Genomic DNA, 22,036 nt, shown 5'->3' with positions numbered 1-22,036 from the left:
ATGACCACACCCATCCAGTTGGCAGAGCAGTTGTCGGCCACCACCCTGCTGCGGTTCGCCACCGCGGGGTCCGTCGACGACGGCAAGTCCACCCTCGTGGGACGGCTCCTGCACGACTCCAAGTCGGTCCTCACCGACCAGCTGGAGGCCGTCGCGCTGGCCTCGACCAACCGCGGCCAGGAGGCGCCCGACCTGGCGCTGCTGACCGACGGTCTGCGCGCCGAGCGCGAGCAGGGCATCACCATCGACGTCGCGTACCGCTACTTCGCCACCCCCCGGCGCCGGTTCATCCTCGCCGACACCCCGGGGCACGTGCAGTACACCCGCAACATGGTCACGGGCGCCTCCACGGCGGAGCTGGCCGTGGTCCTGGTCGACGCCCGCAACGGCGTCGTCGAGCAGACGCGCCGGCACGCCGCCGTCGCGGCACTGCTCCGTGTCCCGCACGTCGTGCTCGCCGTGAACAAGATGGACCTGGTCGACTACGCGGAGCCCGTGTTCGCCGCCATAGCCGAGGAGTTCACCGCGTACGCGGCCTCCCTCGGTGTCCCCGAGATCACCGCGATCCCGATCTCCGCGCTGGCCGGGGACAACGTCGTGGAACCGTCCGCCCACATGGACTGGTACGGCGGCCCGACGGTCCTGGAGCACCTGGAGACCGTGCCGGTCAGCCACGACCTGACGGCGTGCCACGCGCGCTTCCCCGTGCAGTACGTGATCCGCCCCCAGACGGCCGAGCACCCCGACTACCGGGGGTACGCCGGTCAGATCGCGGCCGGTGTCTTCCGGGTCGGTGAGACCGTCTCCGTGCTGCCGTCGGGGCGCACCACGACGATCGAGGGGATCGACGCGCTGGGCGAGAGCGTCGACATCGCCTGGGCCCCGCAGTCGGTGACGATCCGTCTGGCCGACGACATCGACGTCTCGCGCGGCGACCTGCTCGCCCCCGCGGACGACGCTCCCGCCATCACGCAGGACGTCGAGGCGACCGTCTGCCACGTGGCCGACCGCCCGCTCACCGTGGGCCAGCGGGTGCTGCTCAAGCACACCACCCGTACGGTCAAGGCGATCGTCAAGGACATCCCGTCACGGCTCACGCTGGACGATCTCTCCCAGCACCCGGCCCCCGGGCAGCTGGTGGCCAACGACATCGGCCGGGTGGTGGTCCGTACGGCCGAGCCGCTCGCGCTCGACGCCTATGCGGACTCCCGGCGCACGGGCTCGTTCCTGCTGATCGACCCCGCGGACGGCACGACGCTGACGGCCGGCATGGCGGGTGCCTCGTTCACCGCCGCCACCGACGCGGCGGCGGACGCGGATGCCGCCGCCGAGGACGCGGAATGGGACTTCTGATGATCACTGACTTCTTCTCGACCTTCGCGAAGGAGGGCGGCCGGGTCGGCAGCGGCGCCCTCGGCAGCGGCCAGGGCGGGGTCGGGCGATGTGCGTGATGACGTACGCGCACTGCCTGCGCGCCCGCTCGCACCAGCTGCTCCGCCCGCACCACCCGTTCAGACGAAGACCTGCCGACCTCCCGGCCGCGTCCCCGGACTTCCGGGGGACGTGAGTACCGGGCCAACGAGAGGAAAGCCTCCCGTGTCTGCCCCCCGTACCACTCTCCGCCGCAGCCTCGCCGCTGCCGCTGCTCTGCCGCTGCTCGCCGTGGCGCTGACCGCCTGCGGCTACGGCTCCGAGGCGAAGGACGACGACGCACAGAAGTCGAACGTCTCCGCCGACGGAAAGAAGCTCTCCGCGGACACCGTGAAGATCGGCTACTTCCCGAACCTCACGCACGCCACCGCCCTGGTCGGTATCCAGGAAGGCCTGATCGCCAAGGAGCTGGGCGGCACCACGGTCAAGCCCTCGACGTTCAACGCCGGGCCCTCCGAGATCGAGGCGCTCAACGCGGGTTCGATCGACATCGGCTTCATCGGCCCCTCCCCCTCGATCAACGGCTTCGCCAAGTCCCAGGGCAAGAACCTGCGGATCATCAGCGGTTCGGCGTCCGGCGGAGTGAAGCTGGTCGTCAACCCGAAGAAGATCAAGACGCTGGACGATCTCAAGGGCAAGAAGATCGCCACCCCGCAGCTCGGCAACACCCAGGACGTCGCGTTCCTCAACTGGATCTCCGAAAAGGGCTGGAAGGTCGACGCCCAGAGCGGCAAGGGCGACGTCTCCGTGGTCCGCTCGGACAACAAGGTGACGCCGGACGCCTACAAGTCGGGTGCCCTGGACGGCGCCTGGGTCCCGGAGCCGACCGCGTCCAAGCTGGTCGCCGAGGGCGGGAAGGTTCTGCTCGACGAGTCGACGCTGTGGCCCGACAACAAGTTCGTGATCACGAACATCATCGTGTCGCAGAAGTTCCTCTCCGAGCACCCCGATGTCGTCGAGGCAGTGCTGCGCGGCACCGTGAACACCAACAAGTGGATCACCGCCAACCCGGACGAGGCGAAGGCCTCGGCCAACGCCGCGCTCAAGGAGCTCAGCGGCAAGGAGCTGCCCGCCGAGGTCCTCGACCCCGCGTGGGAGTCCATCCAGATCACCGACGACCCGCTGGCCGCGACGCTCCAGGCGCAGGCGGACCACGCGGTCGAGGCCGGTCTTCTGGAGAAGCCCGAGCTCAACGGCATCTACGACCTGAAGCCGCTGAACAAGATCCTCAAGGCCGCGGGCCAGCCCGAGGTCGCCGACGCCGGTCTCGGCGTCAAGTAACCCGACCCGTACCCGGATTCCCCAGGAGGTGACGACCATGGCGACCACCACCCTCACCAAGGCCGAGGACCGTGCAGCGGTCGAGCACGCCGCTCGTATCACGCACGTCTCCAAGTCCTTCGCCGGACCGACGGGGCAGCAGCTCGTCCTGGACGACATCACGCTCGATGTCGCTCCGGGCGAGTTCGTCACCCTCCTGGGAGCCTCCGGGTGCGGCAAGTCGACGCTGCTCAACCTGGTCGCGGGACTCGACCGCCCGACCGCGGGGTCCATCGAGACCCCCGGCGGGCGGCCGGCCCTGATGTTCCAGGAGCACGCCCTCTTCCCGTGGCTGACCGCGGGCAAGAACATCGAACTGGCCCTGCGCCTGCGCGGGGTCCCGAAGGCGGACCGCCGCCCGGAGGCGGAGCGTCTGCTCGAACTCGTACGGCTCGGCGGATCGTACGGGAAGCGGGTGCACGAGCTCTCGGGCGGCATGCGCCAGCGTGTGGCCCTGGCCCGGGCACTCGCCCAGGACAGCCAGCTGCTGCTGATGGACGAGCCGTTCGCCGCGCTCGACGCCATCACCCGCGACGTGCTGCACGACGAACTGACCCGGATCTGGCGCGAGACGAACGCCTCGGTCCTCTTCGTCACCCACAACGTGCGCGAGGCGGTACGGCTCGCGCAGCGCGTCATCCTGCTGTCGTCGCGGCCCGGCCGGATCGCCCGTGAGTGGACGGTCGACATCGAGCAGCCGCGCCGTATCGAGGACACCGCCGTGGCGGAGCTGTCCGTCGAGATCACCGAACAACTGCGTGGGGAGATCCGCCGTCATGGCCAGCACTGAAACGAAGGCCGACGACCTGGCAGGTCTCGAGGCGGGCCTGGACGCGCTCGACGCCGTACAGGTGCGCAGGACTCCGGCCCGCGAGATCCTGCTCAACAAGGTCCTGCCGCCGGTCCTCGCGGTCGTGCTGGTGGTGCTCGTCTGGCAGTTGCTGGTCTGGGCGAAGGTCACCGACGACTACAAGCTGCCGCCGCCCGCCGCCGTCTGGCACAGCCTGACCGACATGTGGGCGCAGGGGACGCTGCTGGAGGTCATCTGGACCAGCGTGTCGCGCGGTCTGCTGGGCTTCGTGATGGCCGTCGTGATCGGCACCCCGCTGGGTCTGCTGGTGGCGCGGGTGAAGGTGGTCCGCGCGGCGATCGGACCGATCCTGTCCGGGCTGCAGTCCCTGCCCTCCGTGGCATGGGTGGCGCCGGCCATCATCTGGCTCGGCCTCGACGACAAGACGATGTACGCGGTGATCCTGCTCGGCGCGGTGCCGTCCGTCGCCAACGGACTGGTCTCCGGCGTCGACCAGGTGCCGCCGCTGTTCCTGCGCGCGGGCCGCACCATCGGTGCGACCGGGCTGCGCGGGACCTGGCACATCGTCCTGCCGGCCTCCCTGCCGGGCTATCTGGCGGGTCTCAAGCAGGGCTGGGCGTTCTCCTGGCGTTCGCTGATGGCCGCCGAGATCATCGCGTCGTCGCCGGATCTCGGTCTGGGACTCGGCCAGTTGCTGGAGAACGGCCGCAACAACTTCGACATGCCGGGGATCTTCCTGGCCATCCTCCTCATCCTGTTCGTCGGCATCGCCATCGACCTGCTGATCTTCAGTCCGCTGGAGCGGCGGGTGCTGCGCAGCCGCGGTCTCCTCGTGAAGAGCTGAGTCTCCATGTCTGCCCCTGTCCTTCTCGTCATCGCCCACGGCAGCCGCGATCCGCGGCACGCGGCGACCGTGCACGCGCTCACCGCGCGGGTGCGGTCGCTGCGGCCGGGGTTGCGCGTGGAGACGGGCTTCCTGGAGTTCAACGCCCCGTCCGTGCCCAGGGTGCTGGAACGCCTGGCCGCGGAGGGTGCGGGCGAGGTCGTCGCGCTTCCCCTGCTGCTGACGCGGGCCTTCCACGCCAAGTCCGACATCCCGTCGGTGCTGCACGAGGCCAGGACCCGGCTGCCGCAGCTGCGTATCCGTCAGGCCGAGGTACTCGGCCCGTCGCCGCTGTTGAACGCTGCGCTGGAGCAGCGGCTGCACGAGGCCGGGGTCTCCCCCGCCGACAAGCGCTCGACCGGGCTCGTCCTGGCCTCGGCGGGCTCCACAGACCCGGAGGCGATCGCAGTGATCGCTGAAATCGCGCGGGAGCTGCGGCACACCGGTTGGTGCGCCGTGCGGCCTGCGTTCGCCTCCGCATCCCTTCCCCGCACCGCCGATGTGGTGCGGGCCCTGCGGGCCGACGGTGTACGGCGGGTGGCGGTGGCCCCGTACGTCATCGCGCCCGGCCGGCTCCCGGACCGTATCGCCGCGGGCGCCGAGGAAGCCGGGGCCGATGTGCTGTCCGGTGTGCTGGGCCCTTCGCCGACGCTCGCCCGGCTGCTGCTGAACCGGTACGACGAGGCGTCCGTCCCGGCAGCCCGGGTGACATCGCTCAGCGCGTAGCGGGTCGGCTCAGCCGCAGTCGAGGCTGCCGGTGCGGGTGCGCTTGAGCTCGAAGAAGTCCGCGTGGCCGGCCAGGACGCGGAAGCTGTCGAAGAGCCGCGCCGCCTCCTCGCCGCGCGGGATCGAGTTGAGGACCGGGCCGAACCACACCGTGCCGTCGACATGGATCGTGGGTGTTCCGACGTAGGAGTCCGAAGCCGGGTCCTTGCCGCGGTCGTGGCTGCGGCGCACGGCCTCGTCGTGTGCCGGGGAGTGCGCGGCGGACGCGAGGCCGGCGGGCAGCCCCAGCTCGGCCAGCGACTCGGCGGTCACCGCGTCGAAGTCCTCGTTCTTCTGCTGGTGGATACGGGTGCCGAGCCCGGTGTAGAGGTCGCGCAGGACACCGTCCCCGTGGTCCGCCGCTGCGGCGGCCGCGACCCGGACCGGCCCGATCGACTTGTCGACCAGCTCCCGGTACCAGCCGGGGAGTTCGTTGCCGATGTTGTGCAGGTACAGGCTCATCACGTGGAAGCGGAGCTCGATGTCGCGTTCCCGCTCGACCTCCAGCATCCAGCGGGAGGCGATCCAGGCGAACGGGCAGGCGGGATCGAAGTAGAAGTCGACGGTTGTTCTGCCCGTCGCGGCGTCTGTGTGTGTCCTCATGGAACGAGCCTAAGGAGCCAGTGGCCCGCTCCCCTGGGCCAATCGGCCATCAGCGGGATGGGCCACTGTGGCGCGCCGTTCCGCCGGCTGCCGGGGAGCGGATGCGGCAACGGGCCGCGCCGGGAGGCGCGGCCCGTCGGGGTGAGCCGGGTCGGTGGTGCGTACGTCCGTGGGTCCGGACGCCTGTGACGTCCTAGAAGACGCTGACGCCGTAGGCGCTCAGCGCCTCGGTGACGGGCTGGAAGAACGTGGTGCCGCCCGAGGAGCAGTTGCCACTGCCGCCCGAGGTGAGGCCCAGCGCCTTGGTGCCCGCGAAGAGGGAGCCGCCGCTGTCGCCGGGCTCGGCGCAGACGTTGGTCTGGATCAGACCGGAGACGACGTCGCCGCCGCCGTAGTTCACGGTCGCGTTGAGGCCCGTGACCGTGCCGCTGTGCACGCCGGTGGTGGAGCCGCTGCGCTTCACCGCCTGGCCGACCGTGGGGGTGCCGGCGGAGGTGATGTCCTGGTAGCTGCCGTTGTAGAGGTAGACCCGGCCGTCGGCGTTGGCGGAGTTGGAGTGCCGGATGATCCCGTAGTCATTGCCGGGGAAGCTGGAGCCCGCGGTGGAACCGAGGACGGTGGTCTGCCCGGAGTTGGTGTACCAGGTGCTGCCTATGTTGGTGCAGTGACCGGCGGTCAGCGCGTAGTACGTGCTGCCGCTGCGGACGTTGAAGCCGAGGGAGCAGCGGCCGCCGCCGGTGTAGATGGCCTGGCCGCCCGCGATGAGCTTGTTGAAGGTTCCTTCGGTGTGCTTCACCGAGATCCGGGCGCCGGAGTCGGTGACCGTCTCCTTGAGCGTGGCGATCTCGGTGGCGCTCACCGTGCTGTCGACGGTCACGACGACCTTGCCGGTGCTCGCGTCGGTGTACCAGGCCGTACCGGCGACGTCGGCGCCGCGCACGGCGGAACTGGCGTCGGCGAGCTCGGCCTTCGTCACGGTGGTGTCCGGTGTCGCCTGGGCGACCGCGGTCGGTGCGGCAAGCGCGACGGCGGTGACCAGACCGGAGGTCACGGCGATGAGCCGGGCGTGTCTGGAGATGGTGCCGAGGGGGGCGAAGCGCTTGAAGGTCACAACATCCTCCATTGATGGGGGGATCCACGGTCCGCTGGGTGGGCGGACCGACAGCGTGCGACTGTCCCGGACCAGTGGGTTCTGGTCGTGGACCTGCCAACCGCACGCCCTGAATCCTTGACTCCACTTGGCCCGGTGGCAAGGTCGCCTTCCGGACTCGGCACCGGAGAACGGGCAGTGAACTCCGGTACGCGACCAGGTGGCCCCCGAACGCCCGCGTCCGCTCACCGAACGGACACCCGCAGTGAATTGCAGCAAACCGTGAACCATGGGCCGCACCCCGGCTCACCGTGGCGGGCGTCACGATCACACACGCCGCCAAGGTCCGCGGAGCCGGTGGACGCACGGCCTCCGGGGCCCGGACCGGGGCCGGACCGGCCTCGCCCGTTCGGACGGCTTACCGCCGAATTGCCCAGGCGATCCAGGTGGCCGGAATCATCCCCTCCGGCGAGAATCGGCCGGTTCCGGTGCAGACATCAGACCGGGGCGGCACTCTTGCGGGCCCGCCCCGGCCTGTGCTGCACGGCGGTACGGTGCGTTCAGATCTCGGCGAAGGGGTCGTCGATGAACGGGGTGGCCTGGTGGAAGTAGAGCTGCCAGCGGTTTCCGGTCAGCCTCCACAACGAACTGCGGTGCGACCGCAGCCCCTTGGACTCCGTGTCGAAGGTGAGCTGCACCAGATCCGCGGCGAGCTGCTCCCCCCGCATCCGTGAAGCGGTCAGGGGGCTGGGCGTGGACGCGTCGTCGGCGGTCAGTGCCGCGATGATCGTGTCGCGGTCCCACAGACGGCCGCTGGTGCCGATCTCCCGGAATCCGGGGTGCAGCAGGGTTGCCATCAGATCCGCGGAGGCCCGTACCGTCGGGTCGAGGAGGCGGAGCTCGCCCTCGATGGCAGCGGCCACGGCGGGCGAAGGCTCAGTCACGCGTCATCTCCACGAGTTTGACCACTGTGTTCCAGTTACGAGTGGTGCCGATGAGGCCCTTGTTGAGGGCGGGCCGCGCGAGGGCTTCGGCCAGCTTGGAGCGGCCGAGTCCCTCGGGGGCGTACAGATAGAGCTCACGCTCGCCGAGCCGGAACTCCTCGGGGCGGAACGCGGCCGCGTCGAGCGGGGCGAAACGGGCGGGGTCGACGGGTCCGTCGAAGTAGGTGACGTGCAGTTGCCTGCCCTCGAGCTCGGCGGCCGGGAACGGGCAGGCGTCGGCCACGGCGGCCAGATAGGGGCCGGGGCGCACCAGACAGGACACCGAGAACCCGAACCGTGACTCGATGGCCTTCTCCAGCTCCGCGGCCAGGGTCGTCTCGTCACCCGACGCACTGCTGAAGACGGCGTTCCCGCTCTGGAGGTAGGTGGCGACGTCGCCGTGCCCCAGTTCCGTGAGCAGCGTGCGGAGTTCCGCCATCGGAACCTTCCGGTGCCCGCCGACGTTGATCCCGCGCAGCAGCGCCGCGTACATCGTGCTCATGCCCCCACCTTAATTCGGTCTTCCTGCCGGTGACGGCCGCCGCGCCCCGTGGGGGAGGGCGCGGCGGCCTGCGTAACCTGTTACTCGACGATCTTCAGGAGCTTGTTCGCCGTGCCCTCGGTCGCATTGGAGATCGCGTCCGGGGTGGCCCCTTCGGTGAGCGCCGTGGCGACCGCCTCCGGGGTGGCGTCCGGGTGCCCGCCGAGGTAGACGGCGGCGGCCCCGACGACGTGCGGGGTCGCCATGGACGTGCCGGAGATGGTGTTGGTGCCGTCGTCGCTGTCGTTCCAGGCCGACGTGATGTCCGAGCCGGGAGCGTAGATGTCCACGACGGAACCATAGTTGGAGAACGACGACTGCTCGTCGGCCTCGGTGGACGAGGCGACCGTGATGGCCTCGGGGACGCGGGACGGGGAGCCCTCGCCCGCGTCGCTCGACTCGTTGCCGGCCGCCACCGCGAAGGTGACACCGGAGGCGATCGCCTTCTGGACCGCGGCGTCGAGGGCGGGGTCCGCTCCGCCGCCGAGGCTCATGTTGGCGACGGACGGGCCCTGGTGGTTCTCGGTGACCCAGTCGATGCCCGCGACGACCTGCTCGGTGGTGCCGGAGCCGGCGTCGTCCAGGACGCGCACGGCCACGATCTTCGCCTTCTTGGCGACACCGTGGGCCGCTCCCGCGATCGTGCCGGCCACGTGGGTGCCGTGTCCGTTGCCGTCGTTCGCGTCGTCGTCGTTGTCCACCGCGTCGAAGCCCGAGGTGGCACGGCCCTCGAAGTCGGTGTGCGTGACACGGACACCGGTGTCGATGACATAGGCCGTGACACCCTCGCCCGCGGCGTCCGGGTAGGTGTACGCGCTGTCACCCGCGGTCTCGGTCTGGTCGATCCGGTCCAGGCCCCAGGACGGCGGGTTGTCCTGCGTGGCGTTGATGCTGAACTTCTTGTTCTGGACGACCTTGGAGACGGCCGGGTCGGCCGCGAGCCGCTTGGCCTCGGTCTCCGAAAGACCGCTGGCGGAGAAGCCGTTGATGGCCGAGCTGTAGTTCCGCTTCAGCTTGCCGCCGTACTCCTTGGCGAGCTCCGCCTTGTCGGCCTTCTGGTCCAGCATCACGATGTAGCTGCCGGAGACGGCGGTGGCCGCGTCGGCCCCGTAGACGGTGCCCAGGGCGGGAGCCGGAGCGGCTCCGGCGAACGAGGTGTTCATCAGGGTGACACCGGCTGCGGCCGCCACGGCGGTTATCGCGGCGGTCAGCTTGATCCGGCGTGCGCGCTTGTGAATTGCCATGAAGAGGGCTCTCCTCGTCATTCTTTGTGGGGGGATTGACCCTCGGCCGGAAGATCTCCGGGGGTTGCCTCGAAACCCTGCTCGATTGACGCGCCCAGATCAAGACCTTCATGCAGCCGTCACGCAGTCACCAGACTTTCGACATAAAACACACAGCACCTCCCGGGCGGGCCAGGCAACCGGGACCCAACCGCCTTTACATGTAAGGGGCTTGCATCCTCCTCCTCGGGGATCCACCCACCCCGCAAGGAGGAGAAATGCCTCGCACCGGCTCACCAGGGAGCAGGAGGAGCGGCCTTTATTCCGCCCATAGCTTCGAAGTGGAGACGGTGGCACCCCGCCGGCGTCGCTCACGAAGGGGCTGTCCCGTCATGGGAAAAACGGATTCGGCGCGCACGGGAACGCCGCGGGTACGCGGCATCGCCGCCCGAGCGGGTGGCTGGAGTGCGCGGCACCGGTGGGCGGCCGTGGGCATCTGGGTGCTCTTCGTCGTTCTGGCGATGGGACTCGGCACGGCTGCCGGCCGGGTCGACGTCAAGGACAGTGACGCGATGTCCGGCGAGGTGAGCCGGGCGGTCCAGATCACCGAGAGCGCGGGGCTCAAGAACTCGGTCGACGAGACGGTGCTGATCCAGGCGGAGGACGCCTCGGTCAAGGCGACGGCACCGGAGGTCCGCGCCGCCGTCGACTCGGTGATCGAGGCGGTCGAGGCCACCGGCGAGGTCACCGGGGTGACCTCGCCCTACGACTCGAAGTCCATCTCCGACGACGGGCGGACCGCGCTCGTCCAGTTCGAGATCAGCGGCGACCGGGAGACGGCGACGGAGCGCATCGAGCCCGTCCTCACCGCCGTCGAGAGGGTCCAGGGGGAGCATGACGGGCTGGTGATCGAGGAGATCGGCGACGCCAGCATGAACAAGACCTTCGACGACGCGTTCGGCGAGGACTTCAAACGGGCCGAACTCTCCGCCGTGCCCGTCGCCCTGGGAATCCTCCTGATCGCCTTCGGGGCGCTGGTCGCCGCACTGCTGCCGGTGGCCCTGGCCATGACGGCGATCATCGCGACCATGGGACTGATGGCCCTGGTCAGCCATGTCCAGCCGATGAGCGATACCGCCGACTCGGTGATGCTCCTGGTCGGCCTCGCGGTCGGCGTCGACTACTGCCTGTTCTACCTGCGCCGTGAACGTGAGGAGCGGGCAGCGGGGCGCGACGCCCGAACGGCCCTGATGATCGCCGCGGCGACCAGTGGGCGTGCGGTGATCGTCTCCGGCGTGACGGTGTGCGTCGCGATGGCGGGCATGCTCTTCACCGGGATCGCGGAGTTCGAGGCGATGGGCCTGGCCTCACTGATGGTCGTCGCGGTGGCGATGGTCGGCTCGGTGACGGTGCTGCCCGCGCTGCTCTCCCTGCTGGGTGAGCGTGTCGACAAGGGCCGGCTGCCGTTCATCGACCGGATCAAGCGCTCCCGCGGCAAGGGCTCCGGGAGCGGCCGGGGCGAGAGCCGCGTGTGGCGTGCCGTGCTCGGCTCCGTACTCCGCAGGCCGTGGACCTCGCTGGTCCTGGCGGCCGGCGCACTGGCAGCCATCGCCCTGCCCGCCCTGGGCATGAACACCCAGAACCTCACCCTGGACCAGGAGTTCGGCGACTCCCTGCCGATCGTGCAGACGTACGACCGGCTCAACGAGGCGTTCCCCGGTGGCGCCGACCCGGCGCGGGTCGTGGTGAAGGCCGAGGACATCAGCGCCGCCCCGGTACGTGAGGCACTGGCCGAATTCCGCCGCCAGGCCGTCGCTTCGGGGGCCTCCAAGGGCCCCGTCGACATGGTGACGCACGACGCGGAGAACATCGCGATCATCTCCGTCCCGCTGGTCGGGGGCTCCGACCAGGAGAAGGCGGAGAAGAGCCTGGACCTGCTGCGCGACCACGTGCGGCCGGACACCCTGCTCAAGGCCGAGGGGGTCGAGGCACCCATCACCGGCCAGGTCGCCGGCTCGAAGGACTTCAACGACCAGATCGTCGGCTCGGTCGTCCCGGTCTTCGCCTTCGTGATCGTCTTCGCCTTCGTCCTGATGCTGCTCTGCTTCCGCTCGCTGACGATCGCGGTGACGTCGATCCTGCTCAACCTGCTCTCGGTGGGCGCGGCCTACGGCATCCTCACCGCGGTCTTCCAGCACGGCTGGGGCGCCTCGCTCGTCGGCGCCGAGGGGGTCGGCGCGATCATCTCCTGGCTGCCGCTGTTCCTCTTCGTGATCCTCTTCGGACTCTCGATGGACTACCACGTGTTCGTGGTGTCGCGGATCCGTGAGGCCCGGATGCAGGGCCGCACGACCCGGGACGCCATCGCCCACGGAGTGGTGTCGACGGCGGGCGTCGTGACGAGTGCGGCGGTCATCATGGTCGCGGTCTTCGCCATCTTCGGCACCCTGTCCATGCAGTCCATGAAGCAGATGGGCGTCGGCCTCGCCGCCGCCGTACTGATCGATGCCACGATCATCCGCGGGGTGCTGCTCCCGGCGGTCATGGCGCTGCTCGACGAGCGCAACTGGTACATGCCCAGGTGGCTGCGCTGGCTGCCGGACCTGACCCACGACGAGTCGGCCCTGGCCGATGCCGCTCCGGCCGCCGCGCCCGCGGTGCGCGGGGACGACGAGCCGGAGCGCGTCACGGTCTGACCGGCCCAGGGAACAACAACGTCACGGTCCGGCCGCGTCGGACCCGGGCACGGCACGGTCCGGACGCGTCCGGAATCAGGCGGGCAGTTCGGCCTCGATGAGGTCGGCTGCCCGCTTCGTGCCGCCCTCCCCCGCCATCCGTTCCCGTACCCGGGCGAGCTTCTCGGCCACCTCCGGGTCGTCCACCAGGGCGAGCACGGCGGCCCGCAGGGACGCCGCGTCGGCCTCCTCCTTGGGAAGGTGCCTGGCCACACCGAGCGCCTGGAGCATGTCCGCGTTGCCGAACTGGTCGACGGCCTGCGGGACGGCGACCATCGGGGTGCCGGTGGCGAGCCCCTCCTGGCTGCCGCCGGCGCCCGCATGGGTGATGAAGGCGTCCGCCTGCTTGAGTACGGACAACTGCGGTACCCAGGAGTGCACTTCGACGTTCGCCGGTACGTCCCCGAGTGCGGACGGGGCGACATGTGTGCCGATCTGGAGCACGACGTGCCAGCCCGGCAGGTCACCGAAGGCCTTGACGCACTCGCGGTAGAACTCCGGCTCGTCGGTGAACGACGATCCGAGCGACACCAGCAGGACCTTCCCGGCGCCGGCGGGGCGCTTCCACTCGCCCTGGTCGGCACGCTCGCCCTGGCAGGCGCCGACGAAGGTGTACACGCTGTGGTCCACCCGGTCGGCGTGGGGCTGGAGCGCCTCGGGGATCAGGACGACGGCACGGCGCGGCCGGGCGACGAAGTCGTCCGAGGAGACGTCCCCCAGGCCGTTCTCCGCGAGCCAGCCCTCGAAGCGCGCGTAGTAGGCCCGGCCCCGCTCGGTCTCCTTGAGCCCGGCGGTCATCGGCTCGCCGATCTCCTTCTCGTACCCCTCCCACGGGACCAGGTTGGGCCAGAGGGAGACGGCGGGGACGCCCCAGCGGTGGGCGAGGACCCGCGCCGGGTAGGAGGTGATGTCGTGCAGGACCAGGTCCGGTTCGTCGCCGGCGAAGGCCTCGGCGAGCCGGGGAAGAGCCTGCACGGCGTCCTCCAGGAACGGCTCGATGTTGTCGATGAGTTCCGTGCCCCAGTCCTCCGGGTTCTCCTCGGTGGGCAGCACGGAGGTGTAGACGACCGGCTCGGCTCCGGTGGCGGCGACCTTGTCCGCGAAGGAGGCCGGGATGGCGTAGCTGACGCGGTACCCACGGGCGACGAGCTCCCGGATCACTTCCAGGCTCGGGTTCACGTGCCCGTGGGCGGCGATGGAGAACATGGCGATATGGGCGCGCGGGGTCGAAGTCATGTCCGCAAGCGTAAACGAGACGATACGTCTCGTCCAGTCTATTGGGGGTCCGGTTCAGCGCTGGTACCGGGCCAGCACCCGATTCCCGTCCTCGACCAGGCGCTTCTTCAGCTCCTCCGTGTCGATCGCCCCGCTGTAGTACTCCTGGAGTGCGGGGGTGGCGACCTTGTCCTTCCATTCGGGGTAGCCGCGCACCGACTGCGCGGGGGCAGGGCGCAGCGCACGGGCGAGTGCCGTGCCGGTTGCCCAGCCGTTCTCGGCGGTGTGCAGCGCGGGGTCGGCCAGGGCCTTCGTACCGGTCGGCAGCATCCAGTCGCCCCGGGCGAGGCGCACCATGTTCTGCGGGCGCAGCAGGAAGTCGATGAACTGCACGGCCTCCTCCTTGTGGGCGCTGTCCTGCGCCACCGAGAGCGTCTGCGGGCTCACACCCTGGGCGAGCCCGTCGCTGCCGGCCGGGGCGGGCAGGACCGTCCACTCGAAGCCCTCCGGGGCCTGCTCGACGACCTGCTGGCGGTAGGAGAACCCGAGCGGCACCATGGCGTACTTGCCGCCGAAGAAGCCTGGGAGGGTGTCCGAGCCGCTCATGCCGAGCGCGGTGCGGGCGGCGCTGCGGTCGGTGTTGACCTGAGCCTGGACCGTGCCGGGCATGACGTGGTCGCCGTCCTCGAAGCGGATGGCCACCTTGCCGTCCGCCCCGTGGTGGAAGAGCTGCCCCCCGGCGGAGAGGCCGAGGTTGAGGGTGACGGAGACCGGCTCCTTGAGCGGCCAGGCGACTCCGTACCTCCCCTTCTGCGTGAGCTTCCCGGTGATCTGCCGGAACTCCGGCCAGCTCCACGGCTTCTCGGGGGTCGGGATCCGTACCCCCGACGACTCGAGGATCTCGGTGTTGGCGATCAGGACCCGGGGTTCCTGGAGGAACGGCACCCCGTAGACACCGTCGCCGAAAGTGGTGGTCCGCCAGGACTGCCGTGGGATGTCCGCGGCCAGCCGCTCCGGCAGGAGGGTGCGCAGATCGGCGAGGTAGCCGCCGTACGCGAAGTCCGCGAGGTCGTCGGAGGCGTCGTGGATGATGTCGGGCGCCTCACCGCCCTCGAAGGAGGTGAGCAACTGGTCGTGGACGTTGTCCCAGCTCCCCTGGACGTAGTCCACCTGGATGTCGGGGTGGGTCGCGTTCCACTCCCGGACCAGTTGCTTGTTGGCGTCGACGGACTCCTTCTGCCAGGCGAGCGACTGGAAGCTCAGCCGGATCGTGCCGTCGGCGTCCCTGCCGCGGCCGCCGTCGCCCGAACAGCCGCTGAGCAGGAGGACCAACGCGGTGGCAACGGCGGCGGCGGCCCTCGTCACGGTGGGCGCGCGCATCAGTTCTTCACCGCCCCGGCCGTCAGTCCGCCCGTGATCCGCTTCTGGATGACCGCGAAGAGGACGAGGGAGGGGAGGGTGGCGAGGAACGCGGCGGCGGCGAGCGGCCCGAGGTCGGCCGCGCCCTCCGCGCCGAGGAAGTGGGTGAGTACGACCGGCAAGGTCTGCTTCTCCGGTGTCTTGAGCAGGACGAGGGCGAAGAAGAACTCGTTCCATGCGGTGATGAACGCGAAGAGTGCGGTGGCGACGATTCCGGGTGCCAGCAGCGGGGCGGTGACCGAGATCAGGATCCGCACCTTGCCCGCCCCGTCGACGGCGGCGGCCTCCTCCAGTTCGGGCGGCACGGCCCGCACGTAACCGGCCAGCATCCACAGCGCGAAGGGCAGCGACCACACCACGTAGACCATGACCAGCCCCCACAGCGAGTTGATCAGATGCAGGTTCTTGAGCACGAGGAAGAGCGGAATGATCACCAGGACGAACGGGAACGCCTGGCTGACCACGACCCATCCGGTGGCGGCACTGGAGAGCCTGCCCCGGTGGCGGGCCATCACGTACGCCATGGGCGTGGCGATGACCACCGCGATGACTGCCGCCGAGAGCGCGGTGACCAGCGAGTTGGCGGCGGCCCCGAGAAGCGGCTGCTCGTCGAAGGCCTGCCGGAAGTTGTCCAGCGTCGGCGCCTCGGGGATCCACGTGGGATGCAGCGACCCCAGCTCGCGGGGCGGCTTGAACGCGGTCGAGATCAGCCACAGGAACGGGAACGCCAGGAACACGAGGTAGCACAGGAGGGCGGCGTACTGCCCCGCCCGTGCGGTCCGGCCGGTTCGCAGACTCATGCGTCGTCCCCTCCCCTGAGCCGGCCGACGAGATAGAACGCGAGGATCACGGAGATCACCGCGACCATCACGCAGCCCATTGCCGCGGCATAGCCGAACTGCCCGTAACGGAACGCCTCTTCGTAGGCGAAGAGCATGGGAAGCCGGGTTCGCCCTCCCGGACCTCCGCTGGTCAGCACATAGACCAGCGCGAAGGAGTTGAAGTTCCAGATGAAGTTGAGCGCGGTGATCGCGAGCGCCACCGGCTTGAGCGCGGGCCAGGTGACGGTACGGAACCGGCGCCAGGCTCCCGCACCGTCGAGCGCCGCCGCCTCGTGGAGTTCGTGCGGGGTGTTCTGCAGTCCGGCCAGCAGCGCGACGGTGGTCTGCGGCATGCCGGCCCAGATGCCCACGACGATCACCGCGGGCAGGGCGGTCGCGAGTCCGGTGAGCCAGTCCCTGCCGTCGCCGAGGCCGAGGTCGCGGATGGTCTCGTTGAGGATGCCCGCGTCGGGGTTGTAGACGAGGCGCCACATCATGCCGACGACCACCTCGGGCATCGCCCAGGGGATGATCGCCAGCGCTCTGGCCAGCCAGCGCATCCGCAGGTTCGCACCGAGCAGCAGGGCGAGGCCGAGTGCGAGGACGAACTGCGGGACCGTGACGCCGACGGCCCACAGCAGACCGATCCGGAAGGAGTCCCAGAACAGGGTGTCGTGCAGCAGGTCCTGGAAGTTGAGTCCGCCGATCCACTGCGTGGAGCGGGTACGGCCGGACTGGGCGTCGGTGAAGGCCAGCGCGATGCCGTACAGAAGGGGCCCGACACTGAGGATCAGGATCGGTATCAGCGCCGGCAGCACCAGGAACCAGGAAGCCCCGTCCCGTCTGCCCCTTCTACCCTGTCCGTTCCGAGGACCTTCGCGCCCGGACCGCGTCATTGCGGTCGCCAATGTCATGAATACGACCCCTTCACATCATTGGATCGGTTTCATACCTGTATGGCCGATCGGGCGGCCTCCGTCATCGTGCTGACGGGCCGTCCGTTCGTCAAGGTGGCCTGCACGGATGCGAAAATCGGGCCATGGACGAATTGCGTGCGCGCGAGGTACTGACCGCCGCCGGGCTGCCCGGCGGCTCGGAGCTGCTCGCGCTGGGCGAGAACGCGGTGTTCGCCGTGGGCGACCTGGTGGCCAAGGTCGGCCGGGATGCCACGCTGCACCCGGAACTACGGGAACGCGCCGAGCGCGAGACGGCCGTCGCCCAGTGGCTCGCCGCCTCGGGGGTGCCTGCCGTACGGGCCGCGGAACCGGGCGTACGCATGGCCCTGGGTCACCCGGTCACGCTGTGGCACCGGCTCCCCGAGGCCGTACGCCCGACCGAGCCGCAGGATCTGGCTCCCCTGCTCACCCAGGTGCACGCCCTGCCCGCCCCGGAGGGCTTCACGCTGCCGCGGCGGGAGCTGCTCGGCGGCGTCGAGCGCTGGCTGCGGCTCGCCGGCGAGGCGATCGATCCGGCCGACGCCGACTATCTGCGCGGCCGGCGCGACGGCTTCGCGAAGGCCGCCGCCGCACTCGCCCCGCACCTGACGCCGGGCCCCGTCCACGGCGACGCGCTGCCCCGCAACGTCCATGTCGGCCCGGACGGGCCGGTGCTGGTCGATCTGGAGACCTTCTCCGCCGATCTGCGTGAGCACGACCTGGTGGTCCTCGCGCTCTCCCGCGACCGGTACGGCCTGCCCGCGGCGGCGTACGACGCGTTCACCGAGGCCTACGGCTGGGACGTCCGCACCTGGGAAGGCTGCGCGGTCCTGCGCGGCGCCCGCGAAACGGCCAGCTGCGCCTGGGTCTCCCAGCACGCCCCGGACAACCCGAAGGCGCTGGCGGAATTCCGGCGCAGGGTGGCATCGTTGCGCGAGGACGATCCCGAGGTCCGTTGGTTCCCCTTCTGAAACAACCCGGGGGTGCCCGTCCGGTGCCCGGTGATCCTTCCGTACTATGCCTCTTGGCCGTGAGGCCGAACAGGTGCGATTGCAACGGGGGTTGCCCATGGGAACCGGACAAGGCGGCGAGCAGAAGCTCGCGAGCTCGGCGAGCGACAAGAAGCGCGCGTCGACGTACATGGAAGAACACCTGATGCCCGACACCCAGGCAGCCGGCCGCATGGCGGCCGGCGGTGGAGCGGTGCGGACGCCCTTCCTCGCCCCGTCCACGGCTCCCCCGAGCCCCCTCATCAAGCAGGACACCGGGCTGAAGGGCCTCTCCGCCTGGGCCTCGGACCAGGGCGTCTCCGACGCGCTGGGCGCCTGGCAGGGGCAGGCGAACCGGCTGATGGCGCGGTTGCAGCAGGAACTGAACGGGCTGAAGGGTGCGAAGAACATCCTCCACAACCAGGACCTCGCCACCGGCGCCCAGGCGAACTCCATACGGCTCCCCAGCAGTTTCGACGGGATGTGACGGGCACCACCATGACGCTGAACTACCAGGACGTGGTGACGGCCGACCTGTCCTGCCTCGCGGACGTGTCCGGGGCGTGGAAGAAGATGGGCGAGCGCTTCGGTGAGCTGAAGACCAATTACGAGCAGAACGTGCAGGGCGTGCTTGCCAACGGGAACTGGCAGGGCCAGGCCTTCGGCGCCCAGCAGAACAACGCGGCGGCCACGGCCTTCGAGTTCGGGGCGGCGAAGACGGAGGCGCTGGCGATAGCCAGCCTGCTCACGGACGCGCAGACCGAGCTGACCCGCCTGCAGAAGGCGGTCAAGGACCTGGTCGAGGACGCGGAGAAGAAGGAATACAAGGTCGACAGCTCCGGCAAGGCGACCTACGTCGGGTACGACAACCTCTCCACGCAGGAGCGGTTCGCGTTCAACCACGACCCCGATCACGGCCGGCTGCTGGCCGACGCCCGGGTGAAGGCGCAGGGCTGGACCGACGAGATAGCCAAGGCGGTCAAGGCCGTCGACGCCGCCGACCAGAGCGTGAAGCGGGCGCTGTCCCGCGCGACGAGCGATGTCTCCTTCGACGGTATCGGCATCGGCGGGTTCAACACGCAGGCCGAGGGCGATCTGGCCAAGGCCGGCAAGCCCGACCCCAAGCCCGGCAAGAAGGACGGGTGGGTCGCCGAGGGCGAGTCCGAGGCCTCCGGACCGGGGGTCGGGACGGACGCGAGCGGTCCGAACATCGGTAAGGGGAAGCTGGCCGAGGCCGAGGCGCACGCCGACCTAGGCCGCGCCAAGGCGGAGGGCTCGCTGACCAACGGTCCGTTCAAGCTGGCCGGAGAAGCCGAAGCCTATGCGGGGGCCAAGGCCTCGGCGGCCGCCGGCATCACCAATGAGGGCGCCCAGGCCGAGGCCGGTGCCTTCGCGGGCGGCGAGGCTTCGGCCAACGGCACCGCCGACGCCGGCCCCGTCGGGGTGTACGGACGGGCGGAGGCCATGGCGGGCGCCGAGGCCGGTGTCAACGCGCAAGCGGGCCTGGACGGGGTGAACGTGGGCGCCGAGGCCTTCGCCGGTGCGAAGGGCAGTGTCGGCGCGGGCGCGGACATCGGTGGAATCGGCGCGGGTGTCACGGCCGAGGGCTGGGCCGGTCCCGGCGCGGAGGCCAGTCTGAACGCCAGCAAGGACGCCAACGGCGTATGGCACTTCGGCCCGAAGGTGGGCCTCTCCCCCGGCCTCGGTGGCGCCGTGGGCTTCGAGTTCACCGTCGACCCGGGGAAGGTCGTCGATACCGTGGGCGATGCGGCCGGGGCCGTGGGAGACGCGGCGAACTGGGTAGGCGACGGGATCGGCAGCATTTTCTGACACTCGCACCCGCGGACCCGCTGCCGTAAGCACACCGTTGCCGTAAGGAGAGACCGGGATGACCACCACCCTGCCCGTACCGATCGCGTTCGAACTGCCGGACGGCTGGCGCGCCACACCACCGGACGGAGTGGGCGCGTCGGGCTCGGCGTTCGTCGCGCTGCACCCGCATCCGGACGAGGGGTTCACCGCGAACATCACGATCGACGGCGAGTTCCGCCCGGACGAGGCGACGCTCCCCGAGATCGCCGACGAATCGGTGGAGAATCTTCGCCGGTCCGCCGCGTCGGTCGAGGTCGTGGAACGCCGCGAGGTCGGTTCCGAGGACGCTCCGGGCCTCACCCAGACCCTGGCCGTCTCGGCCGTCGCCGGCGGCTCGCTCCGCGACTTGGTGCAGTCGCAGGTCTATCTGTCCCTACTGGACGTCACGGATCCGAGCAAGCGGGCGGTGATCCGTCTGATCCTGACGGTGACCGCGTCCCAGCACCTCGCCGTCCTGGAGGACTTCCGGGACTTCGTGCGCACGGTCCGCCCGGACACCGACGCGGCTTCCTAGGGCGTCCCACCGGGACGGCCCCTCCTTGCACCCGCAATCCGACCCCTCATAGGTTGACCTCATGGGATTCTTCGACATGCTGACCGGAACCAAGCGCCCCGAGGACGGGGTCGTGCCACGACCGGCCGAGGAGTTGCGGGCAGCCCTGCTCGGTCTGAACGCGCCCGATGTCCCTTACATCATCAGCGACGGCGCGGCGCACGGCGCCGATCTGGTGGCGGAGTGGCGGATCGCCGAGCCCGCCTGGCAGACCTTCTTCATCGGGTCCCAGCTCACGCACGCCATCCGGATCCGGATGCGCCTGGCCGAGGACGTCCCCGAGGTGCGTGCCATCGAGGAGCAGTGGGAGGTCACCCGCGTCGGGAATCCCCCGCGGCTCCAGACCTCGGCGGAGTACGGGCGCGGCGCGGGCAGGACCGTCTCCCGCCGGTGGTCGCTCCAACGCGGGGAGAACGGCCGCCTCGAAGCGACGGAGACGTTCAGCTTCGACAGCGCACAGCTGACCGGCCCCCTGCGGAACACCGCCGTCGAAGCGGGCTGGACCTGGCGCGGAGTGATCTTCGGCAAGCTCTGAGCGGGCGGCCGTCGGCATCTCCGGCGACCTCCCGGCAGTACGGTGCCGCGTATGATTCCGGCATCTTCCTCTCTTGATCACCCGGAATGGATTCCCCCCATGCCCATAGCCCGCCTGACCACAGCAGCGACATGGAGCCTCTCCGCCGCGGCAGCCGGCGTGCTGCTCGTCGGCTGCTCGGGGTCGGTCAGCGTCGGAAGCTCCGATCCGAAGCTGTCCTCGGACAAGCTGGCGGACACGGTCGCCGAGAAGCTCGCCAGTACGACGGGCCAGCCGAAGCCGGACATCACCTGCCCCGAGGACCTCGCCGGGAAGGTCGGCACCACCACCCGCTGCACGCTCACGGCGAAGGACGGCAGCACGCTGGGTGTGTCGGTCAAGGTCACCTCGGTCGAGGGCAAGCAGATCAACTTCGACATCAAGGCCGACGACACGGCTTCTCCGGCCACGAACTGACCTCCGGCCCTCCGCGGCCACGCGTCGGGTCGTTCACACCGGCGAACAGGCTCTCTCCCGGACAGCGGTGACCGCCGGAGTCATCGCATCCGGGGGATGAGCGGCCAGGCCGGTTCGACGACCGCCGCGGGATCCGCGGTGCGCCGCAGATAGGCCTGCAGGGACAGCGACTGCTCGGCCGCCGCGTGCACCTGGAGGCCGTGCAGGTCCTCCAGCGGCATCACTCCGACGGGTTCGTGCTTCTCCCCCATGCGTCGCACCACGCGGGCGGCGGCCACGGCGTCCGCCCTCGCGTCGTGCGCGTCGTCGAGCGACACCCCGTAGTGGGCGCACAGCGCGTGGAGGGCCCGCTTCCCCTTCCGGTACTTGTCGACGTGCTTGTCGATCACCAACGGATCGATGACGGGTGAGGGTGCGTCGCCCAGCCGCTCGCTGACCGACTCGACCCCGTACCGCAGGCACTCACGGTCGAGCAGGGACAGGTCGTAGCGCGCGTTCATCACCACCAGCGGCGTCCCCGAGCGCAGCCCGTCGGCGACCGCCCGGGTGATCTCCTCGATCGCGGAGGCGGCCGGCAGCCCGTGCTCCCGGGCGCGTTCCGTCGAGATGCCGTGGATCGCCGATGCCTGCTCGGGTATGGCCACACCGGGATTCAGCAGCCAGGTCCGCTCCTCGGAGACGGATCCGTCCGCCTCCAGCCGGACGACCGCTGCCGTCACGATCCGGTCGGTCTCGACATCCGTCCCCGTGGTCTCCAGGTCGAACGACATCAACGGGCCGCTGATCCAGCTCATCCCGTACCTCCTTCAGTGGTGCTTTCCCCCAAGTGACGACCACCTTCGCACGCACCACTGAC

Annotated in this window: 21 protein-coding genes and 1 pseudogene; 12 read left to right on the top strand and 10 right to left on the bottom strand. The window is 70.1% G+C overall.

Annotation, left to right across the window (positions count from 1 at the left end):
* The 5 genes from ACFQ6X_RS06105 (at window position 1) to ACFQ6X_RS06085 (ending at window position 5,171) form a co-directional block, all read left to right on the top strand.
* A complete protein-coding gene (locus tag ACFQ6X_RS06105) occupies window positions 1–1,353 on the top strand; it encodes a sulfate adenylyltransferase subunit 1 (protein WP_383176628.1) in 1,353 nt (450 codons plus the stop codon).
* A 243-nt stretch (window positions 1,354–1,596) separates the two neighbouring features.
* Window positions 1,597–2,712 carry an aliphatic sulfonate ABC transporter substrate-binding protein gene (locus ACFQ6X_RS06100; protein ID WP_383176625.1) on the top strand — a complete coding sequence of 372 codons (1,116 nt, stop codon included), beginning with the start codon at window positions 1,597–1,599 and terminating at the stop codon, window positions 2,710–2,712.
* Between the two features lie 37 nt (window positions 2,713–2,749).
* A complete protein-coding gene (locus ACFQ6X_RS06095; RefSeq protein WP_383176622.1) occupies window positions 2,750–3,541 on the top strand; it encodes an ABC transporter ATP-binding protein in 792 nt (263 codons plus the stop codon).
* The gene (locus ACFQ6X_RS06090) at window positions 3,528–4,406 is read left to right on the top strand and encodes an ABC transporter permease (RefSeq protein ID WP_383176619.1); all 879 of its coding nucleotides are present in this window, start codon (window positions 3,528–3,530) and stop codon (window positions 4,404–4,406) included. The genes ACFQ6X_RS06095 and ACFQ6X_RS06090 overlap by 14 nt, the downstream gene beginning before the upstream one ends.
* A 6-nt stretch (window positions 4,407–4,412) precedes the next feature.
* The gene (locus ACFQ6X_RS06085; RefSeq protein WP_383176616.1) at window positions 4,413–5,171 is read left to right on the top strand and encodes a sirohydrochlorin chelatase; all 759 of its coding nucleotides are present in this window, start codon (window positions 4,413–4,415) and stop codon (window positions 5,169–5,171) included.
* A 9-nt stretch (window positions 5,172–5,180) separates the two neighbouring features.
* Here ACFQ6X_RS06085 and ACFQ6X_RS06080 read toward each other — a convergent pair whose 3' ends face one another.
* From ACFQ6X_RS06080 to ACFQ6X_RS06060, 5 genes are all read right to left on the bottom strand, one after another.
* A complete protein-coding gene (locus ACFQ6X_RS06080; RefSeq protein ID WP_383176613.1) occupies window positions 5,181–5,813 on the bottom strand; it encodes a DsbA family protein in 633 nt (210 codons plus the stop codon).
* A gap of 193 nt (window positions 5,814–6,006) precedes the next feature.
* Window positions 6,007–6,924 carry a S1 family peptidase gene (locus tag ACFQ6X_RS06075; protein WP_383176610.1) on the bottom strand — a complete coding sequence of 306 codons (918 nt, stop codon included), beginning with the start codon at window positions 6,922–6,924 and terminating at the stop codon, window positions 6,007–6,009.
* Window positions 6,925–7,463: 539 nt separating this feature from the next.
* Window positions 7,464–7,847, bottom strand: coding sequence for a DUF4440 domain-containing protein (locus ACFQ6X_RS06070; RefSeq protein WP_383176607.1), 384 nt, complete (start codon window positions 7,845–7,847; stop codon window positions 7,464–7,466).
* The gene (locus ACFQ6X_RS06065; RefSeq protein WP_383176604.1) at window positions 7,840–8,388 is read right to left on the bottom strand and encodes a DUF1697 domain-containing protein; all 549 of its coding nucleotides are present in this window, start codon (window positions 8,386–8,388) and stop codon (window positions 7,840–7,842) included. Before ACFQ6X_RS06065 ends, ACFQ6X_RS06070 begins: the two co-directional genes overlap by 8 nt.
* Window positions 8,389–8,468: 80 nt before the next feature.
* Entirely contained in the window at window positions 8,469–9,671 is a 1,203-nt protein-coding gene (locus ACFQ6X_RS06060) for a S8 family peptidase (protein WP_383176601.1), read from the bottom strand.
* Window positions 9,672–10,042: 371 nt separating this feature from the next.
* Between ACFQ6X_RS06060 and ACFQ6X_RS06055 the strand changes: the two genes are divergently transcribed.
* On the top strand, window positions 10,043–12,346 hold the full coding sequence (locus ACFQ6X_RS06055; RefSeq protein ID WP_383176598.1) for an MMPL family transporter: 2,304 nt from the start codon (window positions 10,043–10,045) through the stop codon (window positions 12,344–12,346).
* Between the two features lie 75 nt (window positions 12,347–12,421).
* On the opposite strand, the pseudogene mgt reads toward ACFQ6X_RS06055, so the two are convergent.
* The 4 genes and pseudogenes from mgt to ACFQ6X_RS06035 all read right to left on the bottom strand — a co-directional run bounded on the left by mgt (window position 12,422) and on the right by ACFQ6X_RS06035 (window position 16,754).
* Window positions 12,422–13,658, bottom strand: a pseudogene (gene mgt, locus ACFQ6X_RS06050) (macrolide-inactivating glycosyltransferase).
* A gap of 17 nt (window positions 13,659–13,675) precedes the next feature.
* Entirely contained in the window at window positions 13,676–14,980 is a 1,305-nt protein-coding gene (locus ACFQ6X_RS06045; RefSeq protein WP_383176595.1) for an ABC transporter substrate-binding protein, read from the bottom strand.
* The gene (locus ACFQ6X_RS06040) at window positions 14,980–15,819 is read right to left on the bottom strand and encodes a carbohydrate ABC transporter permease (protein ID WP_383176592.1); all 840 of its coding nucleotides are present in this window, start codon (window positions 15,817–15,819) and stop codon (window positions 14,980–14,982) included. The genes ACFQ6X_RS06045 and ACFQ6X_RS06040 overlap by 1 nt, the downstream gene beginning before the upstream one ends.
* Window positions 15,816–16,754, bottom strand: coding sequence for a carbohydrate ABC transporter permease (locus ACFQ6X_RS06035; protein WP_383176589.1), 939 nt, complete (start codon window positions 16,752–16,754; stop codon window positions 15,816–15,818). Before ACFQ6X_RS06035 ends, ACFQ6X_RS06040 begins: the two co-directional genes overlap by 4 nt.
* A gap of 125 nt (window positions 16,755–16,879) precedes the next feature.
* On the opposite strand from ACFQ6X_RS06035, the gene ACFQ6X_RS06030 reads away from it, so the two are divergent.
* The 6 genes from ACFQ6X_RS06030 to ACFQ6X_RS06005 all read left to right on the top strand — a co-directional run bounded on the left by ACFQ6X_RS06030 (window position 16,880) and on the right by ACFQ6X_RS06005 (window position 21,180).
* On the top strand, window positions 16,880–17,746 hold the full coding sequence (locus tag ACFQ6X_RS06030; RefSeq protein ID WP_383176586.1) for a phosphotransferase: 867 nt from the start codon (window positions 16,880–16,882) through the stop codon (window positions 17,744–17,746).
* Window positions 17,747–17,843: 97 nt separating this feature from the next.
* Window positions 17,844–18,251 (top strand): hypothetical protein, encoded by a 408-nt coding sequence (locus ACFQ6X_RS06025; protein ID WP_383176583.1) that lies wholly within the window; start codon window positions 17,844–17,846, stop codon window positions 18,249–18,251.
* A complete protein-coding gene (locus tag ACFQ6X_RS06020; RefSeq protein WP_383176575.1) occupies window positions 18,248–19,594 on the top strand; it encodes a hypothetical protein in 1,347 nt (448 codons plus the stop codon). Before ACFQ6X_RS06025 ends, ACFQ6X_RS06020 begins: the two co-directional genes overlap by 4 nt.
* A 58-nt stretch (window positions 19,595–19,652) precedes the next feature.
* A complete protein-coding gene (locus ACFQ6X_RS06015) occupies window positions 19,653–20,150 on the top strand; it encodes a hypothetical protein (protein ID WP_383176572.1) in 498 nt (165 codons plus the stop codon).
* A 61-nt stretch (window positions 20,151–20,211) separates the two neighbouring features.
* On the top strand, window positions 20,212–20,724 hold the full coding sequence (locus ACFQ6X_RS06010) for a hypothetical protein (protein WP_383176569.1): 513 nt from the start codon (window positions 20,212–20,214) through the stop codon (window positions 20,722–20,724).
* Window positions 20,725–20,823: 99 nt separating this feature from the next.
* Complete coding sequence (locus ACFQ6X_RS06005) at window positions 20,824–21,180, top strand: DUF4333 domain-containing protein (RefSeq protein WP_383176567.1); 357 nt, start codon at window positions 20,824–20,826, stop codon at window positions 21,178–21,180.
* Between the two features lie 80 nt (window positions 21,181–21,260).
* On the opposite strand, the gene ACFQ6X_RS06000 is transcribed toward ACFQ6X_RS06005, so the two are convergent.
* Complete coding sequence (locus tag ACFQ6X_RS06000; protein ID WP_383176564.1) at window positions 21,261–21,974, bottom strand: 3'-5' exonuclease; 714 nt, start codon at window positions 21,972–21,974, stop codon at window positions 21,261–21,263.
* Window positions 21,975–22,036 lie beyond the last annotated feature (62 nt).

The sequence above is a fragment of the Streptomyces sp. NPDC056452 genome (genome assembly GCF_042796085.1).
Taxonomy (GTDB): Bacteria; Actinomycetota; Actinomycetes; order Streptomycetales; family Streptomycetaceae; genus Streptomyces.
Note: the sequence above shows the minus strand (reverse complement) of the source record. Positions and strands in the feature narration are given on the sequence as shown.